This window comes from Paenibacillus sp. NPDC058174, assembly GCF_042883865.1.
GTDB lineage: Bacteria > Bacillota > Bacilli > Paenibacillales > Paenibacillaceae > Pristimantibacillus.
Genome location: NZ_JBHVUY010000001.1, coordinates 457,423 through 477,705, shown reverse-complemented (window position 1 = coordinate 477,705; position 20,283 = coordinate 457,423). Strand labels below are relative to the sequence as shown.

At 46.9% G+C, this 20,283-nt stretch carries 18 protein-coding genes; 3 read left to right on the top strand and 15 right to left on the bottom strand.

Annotation, left to right across the window (positions count from 1 at the left end; genetic code table 11):
* Nucleotides 1-157: 157 nt before the first annotated feature.
* From ACFVVF_RS02165 to ACFVVF_RS02140, 6 genes are all read right to left on the bottom strand, one after another.
* Nucleotides 158-1,870, bottom strand: a complete 1,713-nt coding sequence (locus ACFVVF_RS02165) for a type 2 periplasmic-binding domain-containing protein (protein ID WP_387804968.1) — start codon at nt 1,868-1,870, stop codon at nt 158-160.
* A 134-nt stretch (nt 1,871-2,004) separates the two neighbouring features.
* Entirely contained in the window at nt 2,005-3,693 is a 1,689-nt protein-coding gene (locus ACFVVF_RS02160; protein WP_387804966.1) for a response regulator transcription factor, read from the bottom strand.
* A 2-nt stretch (nt 3,694-3,695) separates the two neighbouring features.
* Complete coding sequence (locus ACFVVF_RS02155; protein ID WP_387804964.1) at nt 3,696-5,462, bottom strand: sensor histidine kinase; 1,767 nt, start codon at nt 5,460-5,462, stop codon at nt 3,696-3,698.
* A 285-nt stretch (nt 5,463-5,747) separates the two neighbouring features.
* Nucleotides 5,748-6,515: a (S)-benzoin forming benzil reductase gene (locus ACFVVF_RS02150; protein ID WP_387804962.1), complete on the bottom strand. Its 768-nt coding sequence runs from the start codon at nt 6,513-6,515 to the stop codon at nt 5,748-5,750.
* A 135-nt stretch (nt 6,516-6,650) separates the two neighbouring features.
* Nucleotides 6,651-6,791: a TetR/AcrR family transcriptional regulator gene (locus tag ACFVVF_RS02145; protein WP_387804960.1), complete on the bottom strand. Its 141-nt coding sequence runs from the start codon at nt 6,789-6,791 to the stop codon at nt 6,651-6,653.
* A gap of 113 nt (nt 6,792-6,904) precedes the next feature.
* Nucleotides 6,905-7,870: an SDR family NAD(P)-dependent oxidoreductase gene (locus ACFVVF_RS02140; protein WP_387804958.1), complete on the bottom strand. Its 966-nt coding sequence runs from the start codon at nt 7,868-7,870 to the stop codon at nt 6,905-6,907.
* A 286-nt stretch (nt 7,871-8,156) separates the two neighbouring features.
* Between ACFVVF_RS02140 and ACFVVF_RS02135 the strand changes: the two genes are divergently transcribed.
* Entirely contained in the window at nt 8,157-8,471 is a 315-nt protein-coding gene (locus ACFVVF_RS02135) for a hypothetical protein (protein ID WP_387804956.1), read from the top strand.
* A 14-nt stretch (nt 8,472-8,485) separates the two neighbouring features.
* Here the strand turns inward: ACFVVF_RS02135 and ACFVVF_RS02130 are convergent, their stop codons facing one another.
* The 6 genes from ACFVVF_RS02130 to ACFVVF_RS02105 all read right to left on the bottom strand — a co-directional run bounded on the left by ACFVVF_RS02130 (nt 8,486) and on the right by ACFVVF_RS02105 (nt 15,503).
* Nucleotides 8,486-10,231 carry an ABC transporter ATP-binding protein gene (locus tag ACFVVF_RS02130; protein ID WP_387804954.1) on the bottom strand — a complete coding sequence of 582 codons (1,746 nt, stop codon included), beginning with the start codon at nt 10,229-10,231 and terminating at the stop codon, nt 8,486-8,488.
* On the bottom strand, nt 10,228-11,988 hold the full coding sequence (locus ACFVVF_RS02125; protein ID WP_387804952.1) for an ABC transporter ATP-binding protein: 1,761 nt from the start codon (nt 11,986-11,988) through the stop codon (nt 10,228-10,230). The genes ACFVVF_RS02130 and ACFVVF_RS02125 overlap by 4 nt, the downstream gene beginning before the upstream one ends.
* Before the next feature lie 146 nt (nt 11,989-12,134).
* Nucleotides 12,135-12,401 carry a CD3324 family protein gene (locus tag ACFVVF_RS02120; protein ID WP_387804950.1) on the bottom strand — a complete coding sequence of 89 codons (267 nt, stop codon included), beginning with the start codon at nt 12,399-12,401 and terminating at the stop codon, nt 12,135-12,137.
* Between the two features lie 308 nt (nt 12,402-12,709).
* Entirely contained in the window at nt 12,710-13,747 is a 1,038-nt protein-coding gene (locus ACFVVF_RS02115; RefSeq protein WP_387804948.1) for a Cfr family 23S rRNA (adenine(2503)-C(8))-methyltransferase, read from the bottom strand.
* Between the two features lie 99 nt (nt 13,748-13,846).
* Complete coding sequence (locus ACFVVF_RS02110; protein WP_387804946.1) at nt 13,847-13,990, bottom strand: hypothetical protein; 144 nt, start codon at nt 13,988-13,990, stop codon at nt 13,847-13,849.
* A gap of 34 nt (nt 13,991-14,024) precedes the next feature.
* Nucleotides 14,025-15,503 carry an Lsa family ABC-F type ribosomal protection protein gene (locus ACFVVF_RS02105; protein WP_387804944.1) on the bottom strand — a complete coding sequence of 493 codons (1,479 nt, stop codon included), beginning with the start codon at nt 15,501-15,503 and terminating at the stop codon, nt 14,025-14,027.
* A 352-nt stretch (nt 15,504-15,855) separates the two neighbouring features.
* On the opposite strand from ACFVVF_RS02105, the gene ACFVVF_RS02100 reads away from it, so the two are divergent.
* A complete protein-coding gene (locus ACFVVF_RS02100; protein WP_387804943.1) occupies nt 15,856-16,332 on the top strand; it encodes a small multi-drug export protein in 477 nt (158 codons plus the stop codon).
* Between the two features lie 68 nt (nt 16,333-16,400).
* Here ACFVVF_RS02100 and ACFVVF_RS02095 read toward each other — a convergent pair whose 3' ends face one another.
* Complete coding sequence (locus ACFVVF_RS02095) at nt 16,401-16,880, bottom strand: GNAT family N-acetyltransferase (protein WP_387804941.1); 480 nt, start codon at nt 16,878-16,880, stop codon at nt 16,401-16,403.
* A gap of 152 nt (nt 16,881-17,032) precedes the next feature.
* On the opposite strand from ACFVVF_RS02095, the gene ACFVVF_RS02090 reads away from it, so the two are divergent.
* Nucleotides 17,033-17,956, top strand: coding sequence for a LysR family transcriptional regulator (locus tag ACFVVF_RS02090; RefSeq protein WP_387804939.1), 924 nt, complete (start codon nt 17,033-17,035; stop codon nt 17,954-17,956).
* A gap of 53 nt (nt 17,957-18,009) precedes the next feature.
* On the opposite strand, the gene ACFVVF_RS02085 is transcribed toward ACFVVF_RS02090, so the two are convergent.
* On the bottom strand, nt 18,010-19,242 hold the full coding sequence (locus tag ACFVVF_RS02085; RefSeq protein ID WP_387808739.1) for an MFS transporter: 1,233 nt from the start codon (nt 19,240-19,242) through the stop codon (nt 18,010-18,012).
* 1 nt (nt 19,243) lies between these two features.
* Nucleotides 19,244-19,996, bottom strand: a complete 753-nt coding sequence (locus tag ACFVVF_RS02080) for an MBL fold metallo-hydrolase (RefSeq protein ID WP_387804937.1) — start codon at nt 19,994-19,996, stop codon at nt 19,244-19,246.
* Nucleotides 19,997-20,283 lie beyond the last annotated feature (287 nt).

Genomic DNA, 20,283 nt, shown 5'->3' with positions numbered 1-20,283 from the left:
CAAGTGCAGCGGTGTGGTCCGGCTTCTTCCGATTCTTAGCAACGCCTTGTCTCCTTCCTAGATAAGCACAGGCGGACGAGCATAAACGGCTGACGCCGTCCGTTCACGGCGTTCAGCGTTTATGTCGAGGGAGTTCAGAACTTTCCGCCCTATTTTCTTATTTGTTGTATTTATCGTTCATTTCTTGCGTAATGGCTTCGCCGCCGAGCTTATACCAATTGCTGACCATCTTGTCGAATTCGTCCAATGACGCGCCCATAATGATCTTCGTGATTGCTTCTTTTTCGAGCTTCTCCAAAGTCGCTTTCTTCTCGGCCATCGTAGGCGTATCCACACCGCGATATTCCGTCGGCAGCACGTTGCCGTTGTCGAACAGCTTCTGCAAAATCGAGAATGAGCCTACCGAAGAGTTTTGCAGCCAAGCGCCGGCGGAATCGGGATCTTGCGATTCCACCCATTTAAGTGCTGCGCTATATTTGCCGACAGACGAACCAGACAGCTTGGAAATGTCTTTCGTTTCTAAAGCCTCCGAGATTTGCGTATATTCCCGCGTGCTCTGATCCGGATCGCTGACACCGATCGGAGCATTCCACATTCTGCCGCCCGCCGTGTAGTTGATGTACTCGTCAGCGTCGTTTGTTAAGTTAATTTTTACATACAGGTTGATGAGCTTGATCGCGGCTTCCGGATTCGCGAACTTCTTGTTGACAACAATATAGCTGCCTACCGGCCAATTGCCCGGCTGCTTCACGGGTTGACCGTCCCCGGTAGGGATCGCGTAAGGCATCAGAATCGCGCCGCTGCCGTTTTTCTTAATAATATCCGGCCCTGGATAATAGCCGTTCCAGTTCGAGCCGATCTCGATGCCGACTTTGCCGTTCGTCAGATCTTCGGCGATTTTAGCCGTATCCTTCAGGCCGAACTCCTTGCTGATCAAGCCTTTTTTGAACATATCCTGAAGAACCGCCAAGCCCGCTTTCATTTCCGGCTGTACCGAGCCGTAAACGATTTTGCCAGATGCATCCTTGATCCATGCAGCCGGGTAAGCATGATAAGCATTGAAAATGCCATCGGCGAGCGCGACTCCAGTTGCCGAAATGGAGGTGTCATAAAGATTTTTATTGATCGCAATGCCGTAAGTGTCGTTCTTTTTGTTGCCGTCCGGATTTTCCGTCATAAACACTTCCGCGATGTGAAGAAGCTCATCCATCGTCTTTGGAGGAGAGAGATTGAATTTCTTCATCCAATCATCGCGAATCCAAACGACGCTTGGAATGCTGATCATTCCGAAATGCTGGGTGGAAATTCCCATCAGCTTCCCGTCGACGATACCGGATTCAAAACCGGCTTTGTCAGCCTCCATAATCTTTCTCAGCTCCGGGGAAGCGAACTTCTCGTAAGCTTCCGTCAAATCCAAGTTGAGACCGGATGCGGTGACCTGAGCAAATTGAACATTGTCCACTGTATACACGTCAGGCAGATTGCCGGATGCAATGCTGACGTTCAGTTTCGTTGTATACTGCGTCGCATCCGCTGTCCACAGGTTTTTCATCTTAATGTTAAACGTGCTCTCAATCGCCCTCGTCCAGAGGTTGTCGTCGTACGTATCATTGCCGAGTTGGGTAATGCCCGTATTGGTCTTAAGCGCCGTCGTTACGGTAAGCGGCTTCTCATATTTCGACCATGGTCCATCTTCGGTTGCCGAGCTTGACGCAGGCGAAGCAGTGGATGTTTCATTAGCAGGAATACCGTTGTTCTCACTTGGCTGGCCTGCATTTTCTTTTTGGCTGCAAGCCGTTGTAACCAGAGCGAGAACCAGCATAAAAATTACAATTGCAGTTGCGCGAGTTTTCTTCGTTTGACTCAACATAAACCCTCCTTGAATACGGTTCGTCATCATCTTTCCGGGAGGGGCCCCTATGAATAATTGTAAGCGCCACCATCAACGATTTATAGTTCAATCTGTTTACTTTCGTTTGATCCGTTGACCAGCTGAGACGATATTCAGATAACCTGGTTACGGTATTCGTTCGGCGTCTTGCCCGTCATTTTTTTGAACGCCGTCGCGAAATACTGCGGGGATTCAAACCCGACAGCTCTGGCAATGTCTTGTACTGGACGCGTGCCGTCTTCAAGCAGCTCTTTGGCTTTGGCGATTCTTGCTTTATTGATAAAGTCGAATAAATTCGTTCCCGTTGCCTGCTTGAATAATCTCGAAACGTAGGAAGGATTGTAGTTCACCTTCTCCGAGATGCGGACAAGCGTCAATTCACCGTGCAGGTTGCTTCTGACGAAAGTAATAATCCGCTCGATCAATTCGTCCTCCCTGCTGGTCCGCTCATCTTCCTTCAGAGCAAAAACAGCGTGCCCCAGCTCGCGCAAATAGTCGAACGACTTCCGCCAGGAATCGAAGCCGTGCGCAGGGATGAGCCTGCTTAAAGCGATGCGGTCGCTGAGCTTGTCTGCAAGACGGTTTTTGTTGATGTAGGTCAGAAACAGCAGCGATATCGTGCCGTATACTTGGGCTGCAGAAAGATCACGCATGCGGGAAACGGCGCTCAGGCCCTTATCCACCTCGTCCAGCTTTTCGAAAAATTCCTTGCGCAGTCCTTGCTCCAAGCAATCCTGTAAAGCCTCTGTTTTTCTAGCGTAGGTGCTTCCGTCCAGTGAAGCCTTGTTGGCTGCATTGAACGTAGACACCTCTTCAGCGTCTATCGAACAAACGACGGGCATACCCCTCGGAGAATCAAATCGAATGTCAGCCATTGCTTTCAATAAGTCCCAGCTTTCTTGTACCGATGACCAAGAAACAGGCTGATCATACATCAGGAATGATATCTTCATCTGCAACGCCTCTTCGCTTGCGGCTTGCAGCGTTTCCAGATTGCCTTTGACGAATAGCACGGTTTTTCTCCAGCGCTGTTCATCGTTTTCGGATATGGAATCAGCATCGGTATCGGCTTCAATTCGTTTTACGGGCTGTATAAGCCATAAAAGATCATATTTTTCACTGTCAATCAGCGCATGGGATGCGAATGGAGATACATATTGCCCTGTCAGAGAGGAAAGCACCCTCAAGCTCAGGAATCTCTCCGAGTAATCCTGGCTGGCGATTCCGCTATGCACCCGACCGTACAGCAGCAGTACCGGCCGGTTCTCGTCAAAAGGGATAGCCAGCTTGTTCAGCCAGCCCCGATCCGCGTCCGCCAAACGCACCTTGCCGCCTATGACGTCCAGCAGCAATTCCTTGCGCAGCAGATGGGTGACAAGCTCTTCTCTTTCCAGCACGCGGCTCCGCAATTGCCGGTTGCCTAACTCCTGCTCCAGTGCGGAGATTGCTTGCTTGACCGCATCGACGATCGCATCGTCGTCTTCCGTTTTCAACAGATAGCTTACTCCGTTTTGCTTCACCGCGCTGTAGATATATTCGAAATCGTTGAAGCCCGTCAGGAAAACAATTTTGCAACCCGGCCAGCTGTCTTTTATTTTCCCCATTAACTCAAGCCCGCTCATCCCAGGCATACGAATGTCCGAGAGCACAATATCGATTTTGGCCTCTTCCAGCCTTTGTAAAGCTTCTTTACCCGAATAAGCCTTGACGATGTCTAATTCCATATCTGATGTATCCATAAACAGTTCGTAAAGCCAATCTACAATGTGCCTTTCATCATCCACAATCATCAATCTATGCATGGCTATGCTCCCCCCGCTTCTTCCGTCATAATCGTAAGACGGACTTGCAGCCCGCCGAAATCCGACCGTGCAACCGTCAATCCGCTTCCCTCTTTACAGAACAGCTTGACGCGCCGATGAATATTCGCAAGACCGGTTACTTCCGTATAATCATTGTCCTGATGCCAGCTCAGCGCCAGCTTCTCCAAATCCGCATCCGTCAGCTCTTCCCCGTTGTCTTCGACGGTGATGACGAGCCCGCCCGGAACCCGAGCGAAACAGACAACGAGCTGGCCCTGATCCTGCTTATTCTCGAGTCCATGCTCAAAAGCATTCTCAATAATGGGCTGCAGGATCAGCCGCGGCACCATCAGCTGTCCGAAATCCGTAGGAAAATCAGCGAAATCGACGGAGATTCTCCCCGCGAAGCGCATTGCCTGAATTTCCGTATAAATTCGGGCATGCTCAACTTCCTTATCGAGCGTGACCGTCTCTGCGCCGTTTCTCGTAATAAATTGAAAATACCGGCCAATCTCCTTCGAGAATCGCAGCGCATTCTCGTAATCTTCTTTTTTGATAATACGGTGCAGCAGGAAGTAACTGTTATATAAAAAATGCGGATTGATTTGCGTTTGAAGCTGCTTCAACTCGGCTTTCTGGCTTAATATTTTTTGTTGGTACACTTGCTCAATCAGATTTTGCAAATTTTCCACCATGGCGTTATAACGCCTGTACAAATAACCGAATTCGTCGCGGCTGGCATAATCGATTCGGATCTGAAGATTGCCGCTCTCCACCATTCTGAACGATCGGATCAGCTTAACGAGCGGCTTCTTGATTAACATGTACAAGGAGTAGGAATATGCCGCTGTAATCAAGATAGCAATCAGGAAGAAACTCCAGTTCCACGTAACCAGCTTTTTCAACGACGTCAGAATGCCTTCCTTCGGTAACGCGTAAGAGAGCATAATACCGGTAAAGTCTGACATCTTGTAAACAAGCAAATACGGCTTGCCATTCAGATCAACGGGGATCGAACCGCTGCTGCTGTTTTGCAATGCGGCATCCAGACGTTCGGTGAGCCTAGTTAACGAGTCTGCATCGTTTACGTTTTCTATCATGAACTGCTGCGAAGGCTTTCTTATAATGAATCTGCTGTCCTTGTAGCCTTCCAATTGCAGTTGTGCCGATTCCAGGGCCGTCTTGGACAGCTCGATCTCAATGATGAATAGCGGCGGCTTTCCGCCTTGCGCATAATTCGGGAAGCCAGCCAGCATCAGCAGACGATTCTGCCAATGAACGATTTGCGAGGCGGAATCGCTTTCAAGTGCCTTCAAACCATCGAATTCCTCCTGCTTTAACTCGTTGTATAAGCCGCTGGGATAGCCATCCGCGTTAATCGACCATTTTAAAGAAGGAATAAGCACTCTTACTCCCTGAATATAACCGCTGCTGCTTTTAATGGAAGACAGCCGTTGATGGATTCTAAGAATCGCTTTCGTTTTCTCGAAATTATCCAAATACTGCGAGGAGTTGGCGATTTGGTTCAAGTCCTCGTCTTGCGTCATATCGAGCTGCAGCTTCTGAATACGTTGGATGTCGTGGTCAAGGTTGTCCATATAGTAAGAGACCTGCAGCTTCATCGAATTGAAGATTTCTTCGGACAGCTGCTGACTGCTCCACTTGTAGCTCCATATCCCAAGCACGAAAATAGGTATCATGCTGACCAGAAACGTTACAATCAGCCTCGTGAAAATAGATTGCTTCCAAAATACCCCTGTATCATTCATACCATGTCTCCTCATCTTGAAACCGTTTACTTTTGTTTCTGAGTGTAACATGAATGACGAGTGTGTGAATATCCTGGTTTAGCAAAATAGCCTGCACAAACTGGCATCTTAGTTGTCACAATAACTAGTTTGGCTAGGCGCGCCATGCAAGAAGACCGTCAGGGAACCTGACGGTCTTCTTGCATGGTCGAGAACGTCTCGACAGTCTTCTTTATGTCCAATTAAGTTATACTGAGCACCCGTACGAAACGGATTTATCCGCAGCGTACGGGTAATGACTCGTTGCTATTCAGATTGCTCAAGCGTCTCTACAACAGCTGTGTGCCCGAAGTTTTCGCTAAATAATAAATCAAGCAGCTTTCTTGCCGTGTATTGAGGCGTCTGCAGCTTCCCCTCTTCGGCAATTTGAGCAAATTGATCGACAAAGGGAAAATTCTCCTTACTGACAGAACGAATTTGCGCCTGCATTTCCGTATCGATCATACCTGGATACACGGACACTACCCTGACCGGATATTCTTTTCCCTGCTGTTCAATACTGACGCTTTTCGAAAAAGTATCTAAGCCTGATTTCGCTGCACTATAACAGCTTTGTGAGGGCATTAAGTATTTGGCGGAGGCGGAGGATATGTTCAAAATCCGTTTATCCAATTTCATCTTATCTGTTCGTTTAATAAAATTTGAAGTCATAATCATCGGAGCTAATAAATTTATATGGACATTCTCTATCATTTGTTCGGCAGGACTCCGTTCAATTGGAGCGACTGGTGCAAGCATACCTGCATTGTTAATTAAATAGATCCCCTCGCCCTGTGACTGCTCCTTAAAATTAATGACTTCAAAGACAGCCTCAATAAGTGCTTCAATGTCATTTACATGGTTTAAATCATATGCGAAGTAATTTAACCGGCAGTTTTTTGCAGAAGCATGATCTATTAAATCCTGATTTGCTGTTCTGGAGATGCAAAGTAGATGATGCTGTTCATCGACCAGTTGTTCTGCTATAGCCTCCCCAATTCCTCTAGAAGCACCTGTTATAATAAAATATTTCATCTACTAATCCTCCTTTCTAAGAACACTATCAACGGTTTCTCTCCATATGCCTGAGTAATCCATCGTAAAATTCATCATCTTGCATCGGGATAGAAGTCATGCTGAATCCGGAGTAACGGCGCTCTGAATTGATCCTCACGTTCGGCTTATTAATTGTTCTTTCGAATCAAAATGATAGTAGATGGAAGGTTTGGTCATTCCCGCTTTTTTAGCAATCATCCCTAAGCTCGTTTTTTCAATTCCGTATTCTGCAAACAGCTCAAATGAAGCCTGCATTAACTGTGTTGATGTTAATTCTTTTTTTGTAATAAAAACCCACTCCTTTGCTGTCCATTATAAAGGTCGGGTTTCCTTTCAGCCAATAATTTAACGACCGTCAGTTAAAAATATCACCCATTCCGCTTTCTCCGCTGCAATTCATGAACCGTGGACCGAATACCTTCCTCGAATGGTGTTGCCTGCAGCTCGCCAATTTGCCGCTTCAGCTTTTCTCCGCTAAGTACAACAGGTTCTGTGGTCAAATAAAGCATTTCAACGATTTCCTTCATAACTGGAACCCCCATGCCGATCAGGGACAAGCCTATCTTTCCGAGAGAAATAACGGGTTTGGCGCTGCCGCTTACTTTCTGAGCCAGCCGTACAATTTCTTTGCCGGAGATTAGCCCAGTGCCGGGAATGTTCCAGTTCTGTCCATAAGCCTCTTCGCAATCAGCCAGGCTCACGATCATCTTTGCGGCGTCTGGCAAGTAAATGTACTCCCGTGGGACACGCATATTGCCAACGAAAAAGGCCATACTTCCAGCCGCAATTGCTTCTAAAGTAGAACCCAAATATGAAGCATCGTTGGCTGTCGGGCCGTAATAATCGGGGAGCCGGACGATGCTCACTTTCGCATCCTTCCATCTGTCAGCAAACAGCATTTGTTCAAAAGCGAGTCTCGTCTTTCCCTTTCTTGTATGCGGCTGCTTCGGATGATCTTCGCTAACCCGCTCCGTCTGTGCTCTGCCGTACGGATAGATACCGTCAATCGCAACCACTTTGATGCGGAGCCGGCTTGCTGCCCCCATAATCGACTCGCCCAATGGAATCAACTTGCTTTCCATTTCATGGTACAGAACATTCGCTGCATGAAATAGTACTTCTGTATCTTTCGCTGCCTCTGCTATGTCATCCGGCCGAAAGGCATCCCCTACAGCGATTGACAAATGTCTAGGGTTTCCCAGCTTTGCCGCTAGCTTCTCCAGCTTCTGATGTGAGCGTCCAAAAGCTATTACAGGAATGCCTCTCTTTACTAGTTCTTCCGTAATTGCCGCCCCTGTTCCTCCTGTTGCTCCAACAACGATTGCGTTTTTCATAGCCATCAGCCTCCGATTAGTGATTGATCAATAACTAAACTATAACCGCATGTTATTGATTGGTCAATAACTAATTTAGTGATTAATCAATTACACTTATTCTTATTAAGTTAACTAGCAATTAAAGTTTGCAACATTCATACGGGTCCTCTCGTCTAATATCGAAATGTAAAAATTTGAGAGATGGAGGTGTGTTGAGATTAAACCGATTATTGTTGGTTTAACATTATGTTGTTTTATTTTGCTGGCTGGTTGCAGCAAAGGGCCAAGTGATAGCGGTCAGAACTTGGTTAATCATGTTGAATACCTTCAATCATTAGGCTGGCATATTGAGGAGAAATTCAACGAAAGAAAGCAAGAAACAAAAAATTTTCTGCCTGCAGTAAACGCAGGGATTGATCTAAAACCGTATAAAGAAATTGATATTACAACCTACTTGCTGAAAGAAAAACAAAAAAAAGGGAAGAAAATATACGCCTCCATTTATGAATATAATGGCCGTATAATTGGAGGAAACGGACAATTAGAGGAATGGGAGCCTGGCGTTTTTCCTTTGAATGATAAAGAGAGGCTAATCGACGAGGGAACAATAGCTAAATAACGTGTTTTCCTGTATTACGCGATCCCTTCTTCCATTCTGCTGCCCGCCATGTTCATCCTCCAGTACAGACCGTTTAGCAGCAATAATTCTTCATGTGTACCCTCTTCTACGATTCTGCCTTGATCCATGACAACAATACGATGGGCCAGCAGACTGGCAAGCTCCAATCGATGCGTAATAATTATCGCGGTTTTATGACTGAGCCATTGCATCATTTCTAGTATGACACTCCCTTCAGTGCTTTCATCAAGTGCTGAGGTTGGTTCATCCATGACGATAAAATCAGGTTCGGCTGCATATAGGCGCGACAAGCTTATACGCTGCTTTTGGCCGCCTGATAATAATCCTCCACGCTCGCCGATTTCGGTCTCATACTGATGCTCCAACTGCACAATTTCATCGTGAATCCATGCTCTTTGCGCTGCTGATACAATGCTGTCATCCGTTGCTTCCTTACAGGAAAGGCGGATATTCTCTTTCACGCTGCCGGTAAACAGATAGGGATTCTGTGTCAGATACAGGATATCTTGTCGATCCAGCCCCGCTACACTGCGATTAATCCCCATGCTCCCTTCTGACGGCCCAAGCAGACCGCAGCAAAGCTCTGCAAACGTTGATTTGCCGGAGCCGCTGGCTCCAACGACCGCTACAACTTCTCCATGCTGCAAGGTGAAATTCAAATTACGGATAATAGGCTCTGAGTCCGGGGATGGCTGATAGGAAACTCCCTTCATTTCAATTGCCGGCGCTTCCTTGATTCCCCTGCTTTCTGCCACTGTTTTCTCTTGCTTAAAAGTCATCAGCTCATGAATCCGCTGGAACGCCCCTCCCCCTTCATACAGCCGGTTCCACTGCTCCGACAACCCGATTATTGGCCAGATCACGAGCTCAAAGAGCAAGCTGAACGTCGCGATCGTCCCCGGAGTCATCGTCCCTTTAATAGCAGCAAGACTGATGAGCAGCAATGCGCCGATGTGAAGCAGTTCAAATACGCCCTCCGTTAGATGATGACTTAAGCTTCGGGTTGTATCCAACCGTTTACGGCTGTGAATAAGCTGCTCTCGCTTGGCCGATATGCCATTCATCAATTGATCGCCGATTCCATAGATCCGAACGATGGACATTCCTTGCAGCATTTCTTGCGTCATTCCGCGAATATCGCTCTCGAGCACTTGAATGTCTGACGACAGGCGCTGAATGCGGCGGTCAAACCACCTTCCGACGACCAGCAGTAATGGAGCGCCTAACAACGCGAAGAGTGCCAGTGACAGATCAATCGTGAGCAGATAGACAAAGGATGCCGCAATAATGACGACAACTGTAACGAATTCGATGGAGGCATCTACGATATCGGCGCCATATTCCGTATCCTCTTTAATGCGGGTCACTAAATCGCCGCTATGGTACTGACGTACTTGTTCATACGGCATTTCATTGACTGTCCGGAACAAATCAGCCGCAATATCGCGCTGAACAAGCCCTCGCAGCTTACGAATCAAATAGCGGTGAATGACGATAAGTCCAATAGCCACAGCCATGAGTAACGCGACCCATTGAACAGCTGTGAGCAGCTTAGCGGTTGTGCCTGTATGTGCCATATCGATAAAGAAACCCTGCATCTTGGCAATTCCGATGTCGAACAATATATCGACGGCGATAAGTAACGGAAAAGCAGACAATAGCAACCTGTATCTCTTGGCATACCGGAAAATAAAAGACAGCTGCTCCCTCATCCCTGTCTTTGCATACGTGTAATTCATGTCCGTTCACCCTCTTCCTCTTCTCGCTCGTTTACCCATGTGAAATAGGTGCCGCGACGGTTCATTAGTTGCGTATAGGAACCTGATTCTGCGATTTTGCCGTCCTCCAGCACTATGATTTGATCGGCTTGCTGGGCCAGCGATAGTCTGTGCGTAATACACACGACCGTCTTGCCTTGACGATACTTTTGTAAGGATTCCATAAAAAGCGCCTCGTTTATGGGATCTAAGGAAGCCGTTGGCTCATCCAGCAATAAGAGAGACGGATTTCTTACGAATGCTCGCGCTAACGCCAGCCTCTGCATTTCACCGCCAGACAGCTTGGCCTCGTTTTCGCCAATTCGTGTATCGTACGACAATGGACGGCTTATAATGCTGTCATGGATGTGTGCTAATTGGGCAGCTTGCTCGATCTCGGCCTGAGAGGCGTCTTCGCGGCCAAACCGGATGTTGTCTCGTATCGTTCCCGTAAATAGGATCGGCTCTTGGGAAACAAGCGCAAGCTGCGAATGCCACACAGATGTAATTTCAGAATTATTGCCGTACATTTTCCCGGCTGTCGGCTCTATTAATTTGGATAATAGCTTCAATAGAGTAGATTTACCGGAACCGCTTTTGCCAACGATGACCGTCAACGCTCCTTGTGGAATAGTAACATTAATATCGTTTAACACGGGCCGTGAACCTTTGTAAGCATAAGAAACCTGTGACAATTGAATAGTAACCTCTGGTCCTTTGCCGGTTCTTTTATAACTGTGTTCTTCGACTGGCTCTGGCTCCCCCGCATCCAGAAAACGCTCAAAACGGCTCGTATGCGCAATCGAAGCGATCAGCTCATTCCAAATACCGGAAATGGACTGAATCGGTCTCGTCAGCTTCCCGCTGGCAACCAGAAAAGCAGTAAGCCCGCCGATGGTGAGATTCCCTTGAAGAGCCTGATAACCGCCAAATGCTAAAATAAACAACATGCCCCCAAACATAAAAGCGCGATTCGCATAGTCGAACATGCCGTCATAGGCAGCAATCATCAGATCACGTACGCGAATTTGATTCAACTTTTGTATGTACTTATGAAGAAACAAAGTGCGAACCGAAAGTGCACGTACGCTCTGTCCGCCTTGAATTGCATCCTGCAGAAAGGAATCTCCGCGCGCCGCTTCTGTGTTTCGCTGATCATGCTGCCGCTTTAGCAGTCCAGTCAGCGGATACGTGACAACCGGGAAGGCCAACGCAAAGCCAATCATGCCCAGCGTCAGGGTCATATTCAGCCAGCTGAAATAGGCAAATGCAACAGCTAACTGAACGATGTTCGTGAAGAGGAGCAGAAACTTATCGTTCAGCCCTTTTTGCGCTTCAGCCGCAGAGTCATTGATTCTGCTGTATAAATCCGAGCTATGATATTCTGCCAGCTCGGACATTTTTCTCATAGAGACTGCTTGAATCAGTTTCATTTGCAGCCGGGAGGTCGACTGATTGTAGAAGACAGACTTCAGCCATGCGATAACTACATTGATGGTCAATTGGACGGCAATTGCGGCCAACCCGATGTATATCCCGCTATATACGAGTGCCGACGAATGCTCTGCCGCACCTGTTATCATTCTGCGAGTGGCCTCAATGATGCCCAGTCCAATAACGGTTGACAGCAAGGAGCCCAGAATGACGAGCAAATACCAGCCCAAATATGGCTTAGACAGCGATAATAAACGAATGAAGGAACGATAGGTCGATTGATCGGAACGGTTAGCTGCATCCATTTGTGATTACCCCTCGAAGCATAACTGCTTTTAGACCTATACTATTAAAAGCCGTCTTCTAATCCTAGGGAACAAACAGGTATTAAAAATTGTAGATACAAAAAGAGCCGCATCGGCTGAATACCGGTACGGCTCTTTGAAGAGCGCTATTTTTTGGAATATACAATTTTTTTAATACTGCATGAAGAGAGAAAAAAACGGTCCGACAACTGGTCAATCGTTTCCCCAGAGGAAAACAGGTGACGAATCTCCTCATTCCGCTGAATGAGATTTTTCCGGCTTCCTGACGCTTCTCCCCATTTTTTGCGTATACCTTTAGGCTTCGGAATATACACCATCTCACCGTGTACATACTTCTGCATTTCTTTCAGCAGCGCTTCTGGAAAAACAAGATCGGCTTTGACATATTTCATACTTGCTCCGCTCCTTAAAATAATAGTTCTTTTTAAGGGAGCAAAGCCTCGCTATAAACAAACTTATATGATCTTGTCATGTTAGGGCGGTAAATAAACTCCAATTAAGCTCTATGCAAACAACCGCCGTTGTTTATAGTAAGACTTTGCATAGAGCGGCTTTCCAAATTATTCTCAATCATTTTCATGGGAACTTCCCCCTTCTCTAGATGCTAAACCCAGTTATTAGGTGATGTTATTCGTATATTCGCTGTTTTATGCCAAATTCCTTCCCTGTCTTTAAAATTCCTTCCATTTCAACAAATCTATCACATCTGCCCTTCCGCATACAACTGACCGCAAGCGGCCCCGATATCCGATCCAAACTGCGTCCTGACTGTGACGTTGATTCCTTTAGACTTTAGCACTTGAACGAAAGCATTGACCCGGTTCCGGTCCGTCTGCCCATAGCGTTCCGGAGTCTCATCCGTTGAATTATATGGAATCAAGTTCACATGATACAGATGCTCCCATTGTCCTCTGTCCCTTAGCAAAGCGGCAACCGCCTCGGCATGTTCGATCGAATCGTTAGTGTCTCTAAGCAAAATATAAGCGATGTACACTTTCCTGCCCGTACACTGGATATGACGATCGAGCGCATCCATCACTTCATGCAGCGGGAATCGGTCATTAATCGGCATCAGCTGGCTTCTCTGCTCATCGAATGGAGAATGCAGCGAAAAGGTCAGATTGACTTGCGGATACTCTTCCATCAGCCTAAACATTCCCGGCAATATGCCGATTGTAGAAACCGTTATTCTGCGATGGCCCAAGCCGAATAGCTGAGGGTCCGCCAGTATCTTCAACGCGTCAAATAAATGAGGATTGGCGAGCGCTTCACCCATCCCCATGAAAGAGACGCTGTCCAAGGCATGACCGTTCATGTGAAAATGCAGCAGCTGATCCGTTATTTCGTCTGCGGTTAAATTTCGCTTCAAGCCCATTGTGCCTGTTGCACAAAACCGGCAGCGGAAGCCGCAGCCGCATTGGGATGAAATACAATACGACTCCCACCCGCGCTTGTAGCTTAATCGAACGGCCTCCACTCGTTCACCGCCCGCTACGGCAAACAGAAGCTTGCTTACTTGCGCAGATTGCTTCTCTAATACAGGTGTAACGCTGCTAACTGAATGTCCAAGCTCTCGGATGAGCTCATCGCGCAACGGTTTGGGCAGCAGCTTCATTTGTTCATACTCACCGATTCTATGCTGGAAAATCGCGGTTGTGATCTGCTGGTAGCGATAGCTTGGCTGCTTCATTCCCAATATGATTTGTTGAATCCTCTCATATTTCGATGTTGGTCTCATAACTTTCTCCTTTTGCACACGGAGAAAAAACGCAAAAAAAGCACCAGGCCGCCGGTGCTTTTTTTGCGCTTTACGTTAACCAAGCTATACGAAACTGCACTACACGATAAGGATCCGCATACCGCAAAGTGTGTTCGATTTATAGGAGGTTAACGTTCCGGTAGCTTCTTCGTTATTTTTGTGAACCATGCCGTACTTCAAGCGCAATGACAGGTCCACCTCAACATCTACAACCTCAAGCATCCCGTACACCCTCCTTTAGCTTCCATTCTGCGATTTAAAGTTCAACAATCTTTGTTGCGACGTTCTGGCAAAATTCCCGGTCATGCTCGACAAATAGAATCGTCGGCGAGTACTGGAGCAGCAGCTCTTCAATCTGCATCCGTGAGATGACGTCAATGAAATTAAGCGGCTCATCCCATATTTGCAAATGAGCTTGTTCGCATAGACTTTTTGCAATCAGCACTTTCTTTTTTTGCCCGCCGCTAAAGGCGGAAATATCCTTTTCAAACTGCACCCTGGAAAAATCAAGTTTTCTCAAGATCGATTTAAACAGACTTTCCTCGATGCCGTTATCTCTTGCATAGTCCGTCAGATTGCCCTGCAAGTGTGACGTATCCTGCGAGACATAGGAGATTTTCAACTGGCTGCCCAGCCTGAATGTACCCGTATAGTCGATATCCTCGCCGCATATCAATTTGATTAGGCTGGATTTCCCGGAGCCATTTTTACCCGAGAGAGCAATTCGGTCTCCCTGCTCAATCGTGAAGCTGACATTATGGCAGGCTTGCTTCTCGCCATAATAAACCGACACATTCTCGAGTTCTGCGAGCTGATGCTTGTGATAAACAAGCTGCGAGATTTTCAAGCTTTCCGAGCTTTCCACATTTTTGAGAAGCGTTGACTTCTCCTCCATCGCAGCATGCTGCCGCTGTTCAATCGATTTGGAGCGCTTCATCATCTTAGCAGCCTTGTGCCCGATGTACCCTTTATCGACCTTGGAGCCGGAGTTTCTCGTACCGTTTTTCGTTTTTTCCACTTCATGTGACCAGCTGCTCGTTCGTTTCGAAGCTTCCAACAACCGTTTAACATCCCTCCGGAGCTTCTCGTTTTCTGCCAGCTCGAAGTCGTCCTGCCGCTTCTTGTTTTCCCACCATTCAGAAAAATTGCCGCTTTGGATTTCTACATTCGTTTTGTTAATGGACAAAATATGATCGACGCAGTTGTCCAGGAAGGAGCGGTCATGGGACACGAGAATGAACCCGCTTTTACCATTAAGGTACTCACTGACCAACTGTCTCGCTTCCATATCCAGATGGTTGGTCGGCTCGTCGATTAACAGAAAGCTATTTTCCTTAAGGAACAAGGCCGCCAGCAGCACCTTCGTCTGCTCACCGCTCGACAATGAACCGAAAGGCCGATACAGCACATCCTCCGAGATCCTCAGAAGCGAAAGTTCGCGCATCAATTCCCAGTGCACATAATCGGGATAGATCGTCTCGACGACGTCAATCGTATTATCTTCCTTGTTCTGCACAGGGAAAGGAAAATACTCGAAGCTGACCTTCGCTGAAATCGTGCCGCTGTATTCATATTTGCCTTGGAGCAGATTCAGAAATGTCGTTTTGCCTCTGCCGTTCCTGCCTGTAAATCCAAGCTTCCAATCGGTATCGATCTGAAAACTGACTTTATCAAAAATGTTATCGTAGCTGCCGTCATAGGCAAACGTCAAATTTGTTACATTGATTAATGACATGGAATTGTCCCCCTGTACAAAAAAATAAGAGCCACAAGAAAGTTACCTTCCCGTGGCTCAAATAAATACAGCAAACTATACCCTGCCCAGGCAGAGTAAAGTAAGGCTATTCCGTTTGAGTGAAAAGAATAAGTAACTTTCTTGCTTATGTCAATAAAGAATAAAACAAGCCTAAAACAAGCGCGAAGAACACTTCGGCTTTAACTGTTTTATTGTTTTATATCGATAGCAAGAAATCCTACATTATTCCATTCAACTCCTCGAATTAAATTAGGGGTATCATATCACAAGTTTTTTATGAATTCAACCTAATGTGTGTTACGAAATTGTCAAGCATGAATGGGGGCTCATTATGCTCGAATGGATTCAACAAGCGGATGGCATATGGAAATATATCTTATTATTTTTGTTGGCGGCGGCGCCTTGGCTTGATATTTTTGCCGTTATTCCGTTAGGTATTGTTGCCAATATGCAGCCGGTTGCAGTCGCGGTTACCGGGTTTTCCGGCAATTTTCTAATGACTTTATTAATTGGAATTTTCTACGATCAATTTCAAAGCTGGAGGGAAAAACGAAGGCTGAAGAAAGGTATTATCGTCCCCTCGAAAAAGGAAAATAGTGCCCGCCAAGTATGGGATCGTTACGGCCTTCCCGGCCTGGCGCTGCTGGCTCCGCTTATATTCGGCACCGATATCGCAACGTTGCTTGCGTTGTCGCTGGGCTCGTCTCGGGTTCGTGTGATTCAATGGATGGCGGTCAGCCTTGCTCTATGGACCGTCGTAATGACTCTCGGCTCGGTATATGGCTTTAGTTTCATGAAATGGATTTAATCCTTAAAGGGCAGCATAAGAGAACGAATCATCCGCAGCGGATGGTTCATTCTCTCTCTTTTTTTCCCTTAGTCTAGATCCAGCTGAAACAGCAATGAGTCTCTGTCCGGATATGCGTAACTAACGGGCAGCTCCTCTTTCGTGATTTCCTTAAACCCGTTTTTCGTGTAGAACCGGTGCGATCTTGCGGCAACCGATGGCGAGTCCAGCAAAATCGTTCGTGCTCCTTGCTCCGCAGCGAATTGAACCAGTGTATCATACAGCGCCTTGCCAATCCCTATTTCCTTGCCGCGGTAGTCCTCATGCACGAAAAACTTCTTCAGCACGTACACTTCTTCGGTTTTCTTCATTAGTCCAATCGAGCCGACAAGTGTATGGTCCTCTATCGCGATCCAGAATCCGCCTCCTGCCTGCAAATAATGCCCTGTAATATCTGCAATGTCGATCTGTTCCTCAATCGCTATACCTAGTCCTTGCTCGCCATTCTGAATTCCAAGAATAAATTGAATCACTTCAGACTTATACTTTTCATCATAAATCTGTATCATCCAGCTCGTCCTCCCGCTTCATTTCTTACTCCAATTGATCTCCTCTCCAACGATACAGAACAATTATCTATTCGTAAAATTGAAATACTTGAAACTATGTATTGATTTTTATGATAGGATGGAGATGATGCTGAAGAAAGCGGTGGAACACATTGGAAATACGGCACTTTATAACGTTGAAAAAAATTGCAGAATACGGCAGCTTCACCCTTGCCGCAGAACAGATGGGCTATACCCAATCAACCGTAACCTCGCATATTCAGGCGCTGGAATCGCATTTGAATACGCCGGTGTTCGACCGGATCGGACGCAAGGTTCAATTAACAGAAGCGGGGAAAAAGCTCCTTCAATATGCGGATGAAATACTGAAAACGTATGAAAAAATCGAACATATCTCAAAGGATAATGGCGATATTACGGGCGAAATAAAGATTGCAGCACCGGAGTCATTAACCGTCTATCGGCTGGAACCCATCCTGAAGGAATACCGGACAGCCTTCCCTCAAGTCAGCATTAAATTAAGCAATGCAACCTGCGGTGATAACAAAAAGGCGCTGTTAAGCGGTGAGGCGGACATTGCCTTCATGATGTGGCCGGAGCTGGCCGAGGAGGACCTCATCGTCACCCCGTTATTAGAGGAACCGATCGTATTAGTGGGAAGCAGCGACAATCGGTTAATCGCACTCGAAGGGGATAGCCCTGTTAACCGTTTGGAAGAATGCTTGATTACGAATGAGAAGGATTGCAGCTATCGCACTTTGTTCGAGGCTTACCTAAGAGAGAAGAACCTGCACCCTACACATATTATGGAGCTTTGGAGCATTGAAGCGATAAAACGTTGTGTAAGCAGCGGACTAGGTATTGCTTATTTACCGCTAGTATGCGTAGAGGAAGAATTAAAGAACAGCCAATTAAAACGGATCGCTTTCGAAGGCACACCCCGTAAAATATACTCGCAAATGGTGCATCATAAAAACAAGTGGCTTTCGCCAGCCCTCTCCGGTTTTATCGATTTGACTAAAAAGCATGCTCAAACGTGGACGACAGCAACGAAGCTGGGTCAGCCGCGAACGTAAAAAAAGCCGCGTTCCATAACGCGGCCTTTCATTGCCCTGCTATACAATTACGCCTATCGAAGCAATGTTTCTTTCATCCGGACTGACGCGCTAATACCAGCTAACAAAGGCAGCAAAGCGACCAGACCCATAGCCCAATAAATATTGATGAAATCGGTAAGAAGTCCGGCCAGTATCGCGCCAAGCGCATAGCCGATATCCCGCCAAAACCGGTATACCCCCATAATCGATGCGCGCATATGCGGCTGTGCCACATCACTTATAGCCGCCTGAAGTGTCGGATAGACCAAAGCAGTACCCAGCCCAAGCAAGATCGATCCGGTAAACCATAACGGGAAAGTTTGTGACAGAAGAATCCACCAGATGGCTGCCGCCTGCAAAATCATACCGGCAACGATTAATTGTTTACGTCCGACCCGATCGCTCAAATAGCCTGTCAACAGCTGAAAGCAGCCCCATGCAACCGGATAAGCTGCAATAATTAGACCGCTCTTTTCTACGCTCAAGCCTTGCATCAGCAAAAATAACGGCAGCAGTCCCCAGACCATTCCATCCTTCAAATTCGTCGCAATGCCAGCTAGTGTACTGCTTGATAAGTTGCGGTCCCTCCACGACGCCAGCCAAAAAATTTCGCTAGCTTTCAGCGATATCTTCTCTTGCTGTACCGATTGCAGCCGAAGATGCTCCTCCGTGCTGCGAACCGTCAACGATAAGATGAGTCCAATTGCTATAAATACAAATCCGAGCAGGAAGGGCTCGGGACGCAAGGAGTAAGAAGCGGCTACATACCCGGATAACATCGCAGCAAGTGAGAGCCCGACATACCCTGCTGCCTCATTCAATCCGATCGCCAGGCCGCGCTGATTGGCTTTAACCAGATCGACTTTCATATTGACGGTCATCGACCAGGTTAACGCCTGGTTGATTCCAAGAAATACGTTAGCTGCTACGATAACCCACCATTCATGCGCGGCAATGACGAGAAGCGGAACGAAGAAGCCGATGATCCAGCCTAAGATAAGCACTTTTTTCCGGCCTAACCGGTCGGCGATTTGTCCGGCAAAGTAATTGACGAAGCCTTTGGATAACCCGAATGAAACGATAAAAGAAAGCGCAGCGCTAGTCGAGGCTAGTGCAAATTGCTGTTCGCCAACGAGAGGCAAAACAGTTCTCTCCAGCCCGACCATAGAACCAACGAATAAATTGATAATAAGAAGCAGCGAAAATGTGCCGAAGTTTTCTTTAATTCCATGTTTAACGGCAGCCGTCTTGGATTCGCTTACCATACTATTTGCCAGGCCTTTGTTCGCTGTGACCCATATTGTAAGCACGAATCAGCTGGAATTCAGCAGGCTGTTCAGGAATTTCTACCGTCATATGATGGACAAAGTCAGCCTCTTCCTGGAATTGAAGTGCCTGATTGTAACGTCTCTCAAAGCCGATCGTTGAGACCGGCTTCCCGCTCAGTCGCCGGCCGCATAGCGAGCCCGAATACGCGCCAGGGAAAATCTCCACATAGTCGGGCAATACGAGCAGTTTATCGCGCAAGCTCCTATAAAGCTGTTCGGCCCCGCGTCTGACATCATTGGCCAGCTCTGTCCGGCCAACGTCGCCAATCATTAGCGTATGGCCTGTCGCCACAAACCATGGAGCCTCTCCCCTTGTCAGATCGGACACTACAATTGAAATATGCTCCGGTGTGTGGCCCGGAGTATGGAGAATAGTAAGTACTGTGTTGCCTAGCTTAATCTGCTCCCCGTCATCAACAGGAGTAAAAGCATAGTTCACTTTGGCTGAGCGATGCAGCAAATAGACGACGCCTGTCTTTTCCGCCAGCGTTCTTGCCCCGGAAATATGATCGGCATGCAGATGAGTATCGATGACATACCGGATATCCATTTGCAGCCGCTTAGACTCTTCAATATAGAAGTCTACTTGATCCTCTATCGGATCAACCACTACACCTTGGGATTGACTCCCACAGCCAAAAAAGTATGATATCGCGATTGGATCGCGATGCAAATATTGCCGGAATAACATAACGGACCCTCCTAAAAGTTTTGCGAAGCAAAAATTACTTCGTAAGCATCTGCTTAGTTTTGCGAAGCAAAACTTACTTCGTAAGCTTCTGCTTAGTTTTGCGAAGCAAAACTTACTTCGTAAGCTTCTGCTTAGTTTTGCGAAGCAAAACTTACTTCGTAAGCATTGGCTTAGTTTTGCGAAGCAAAATTAACTTCGTAAGCATCTGCTTAGTTTTGCGAAGCAAAACTTACTTCGTAAGCTTCTGCTTAGTTTTGCGAAGCAAAACTTACTTCGTAAGCTTCTGC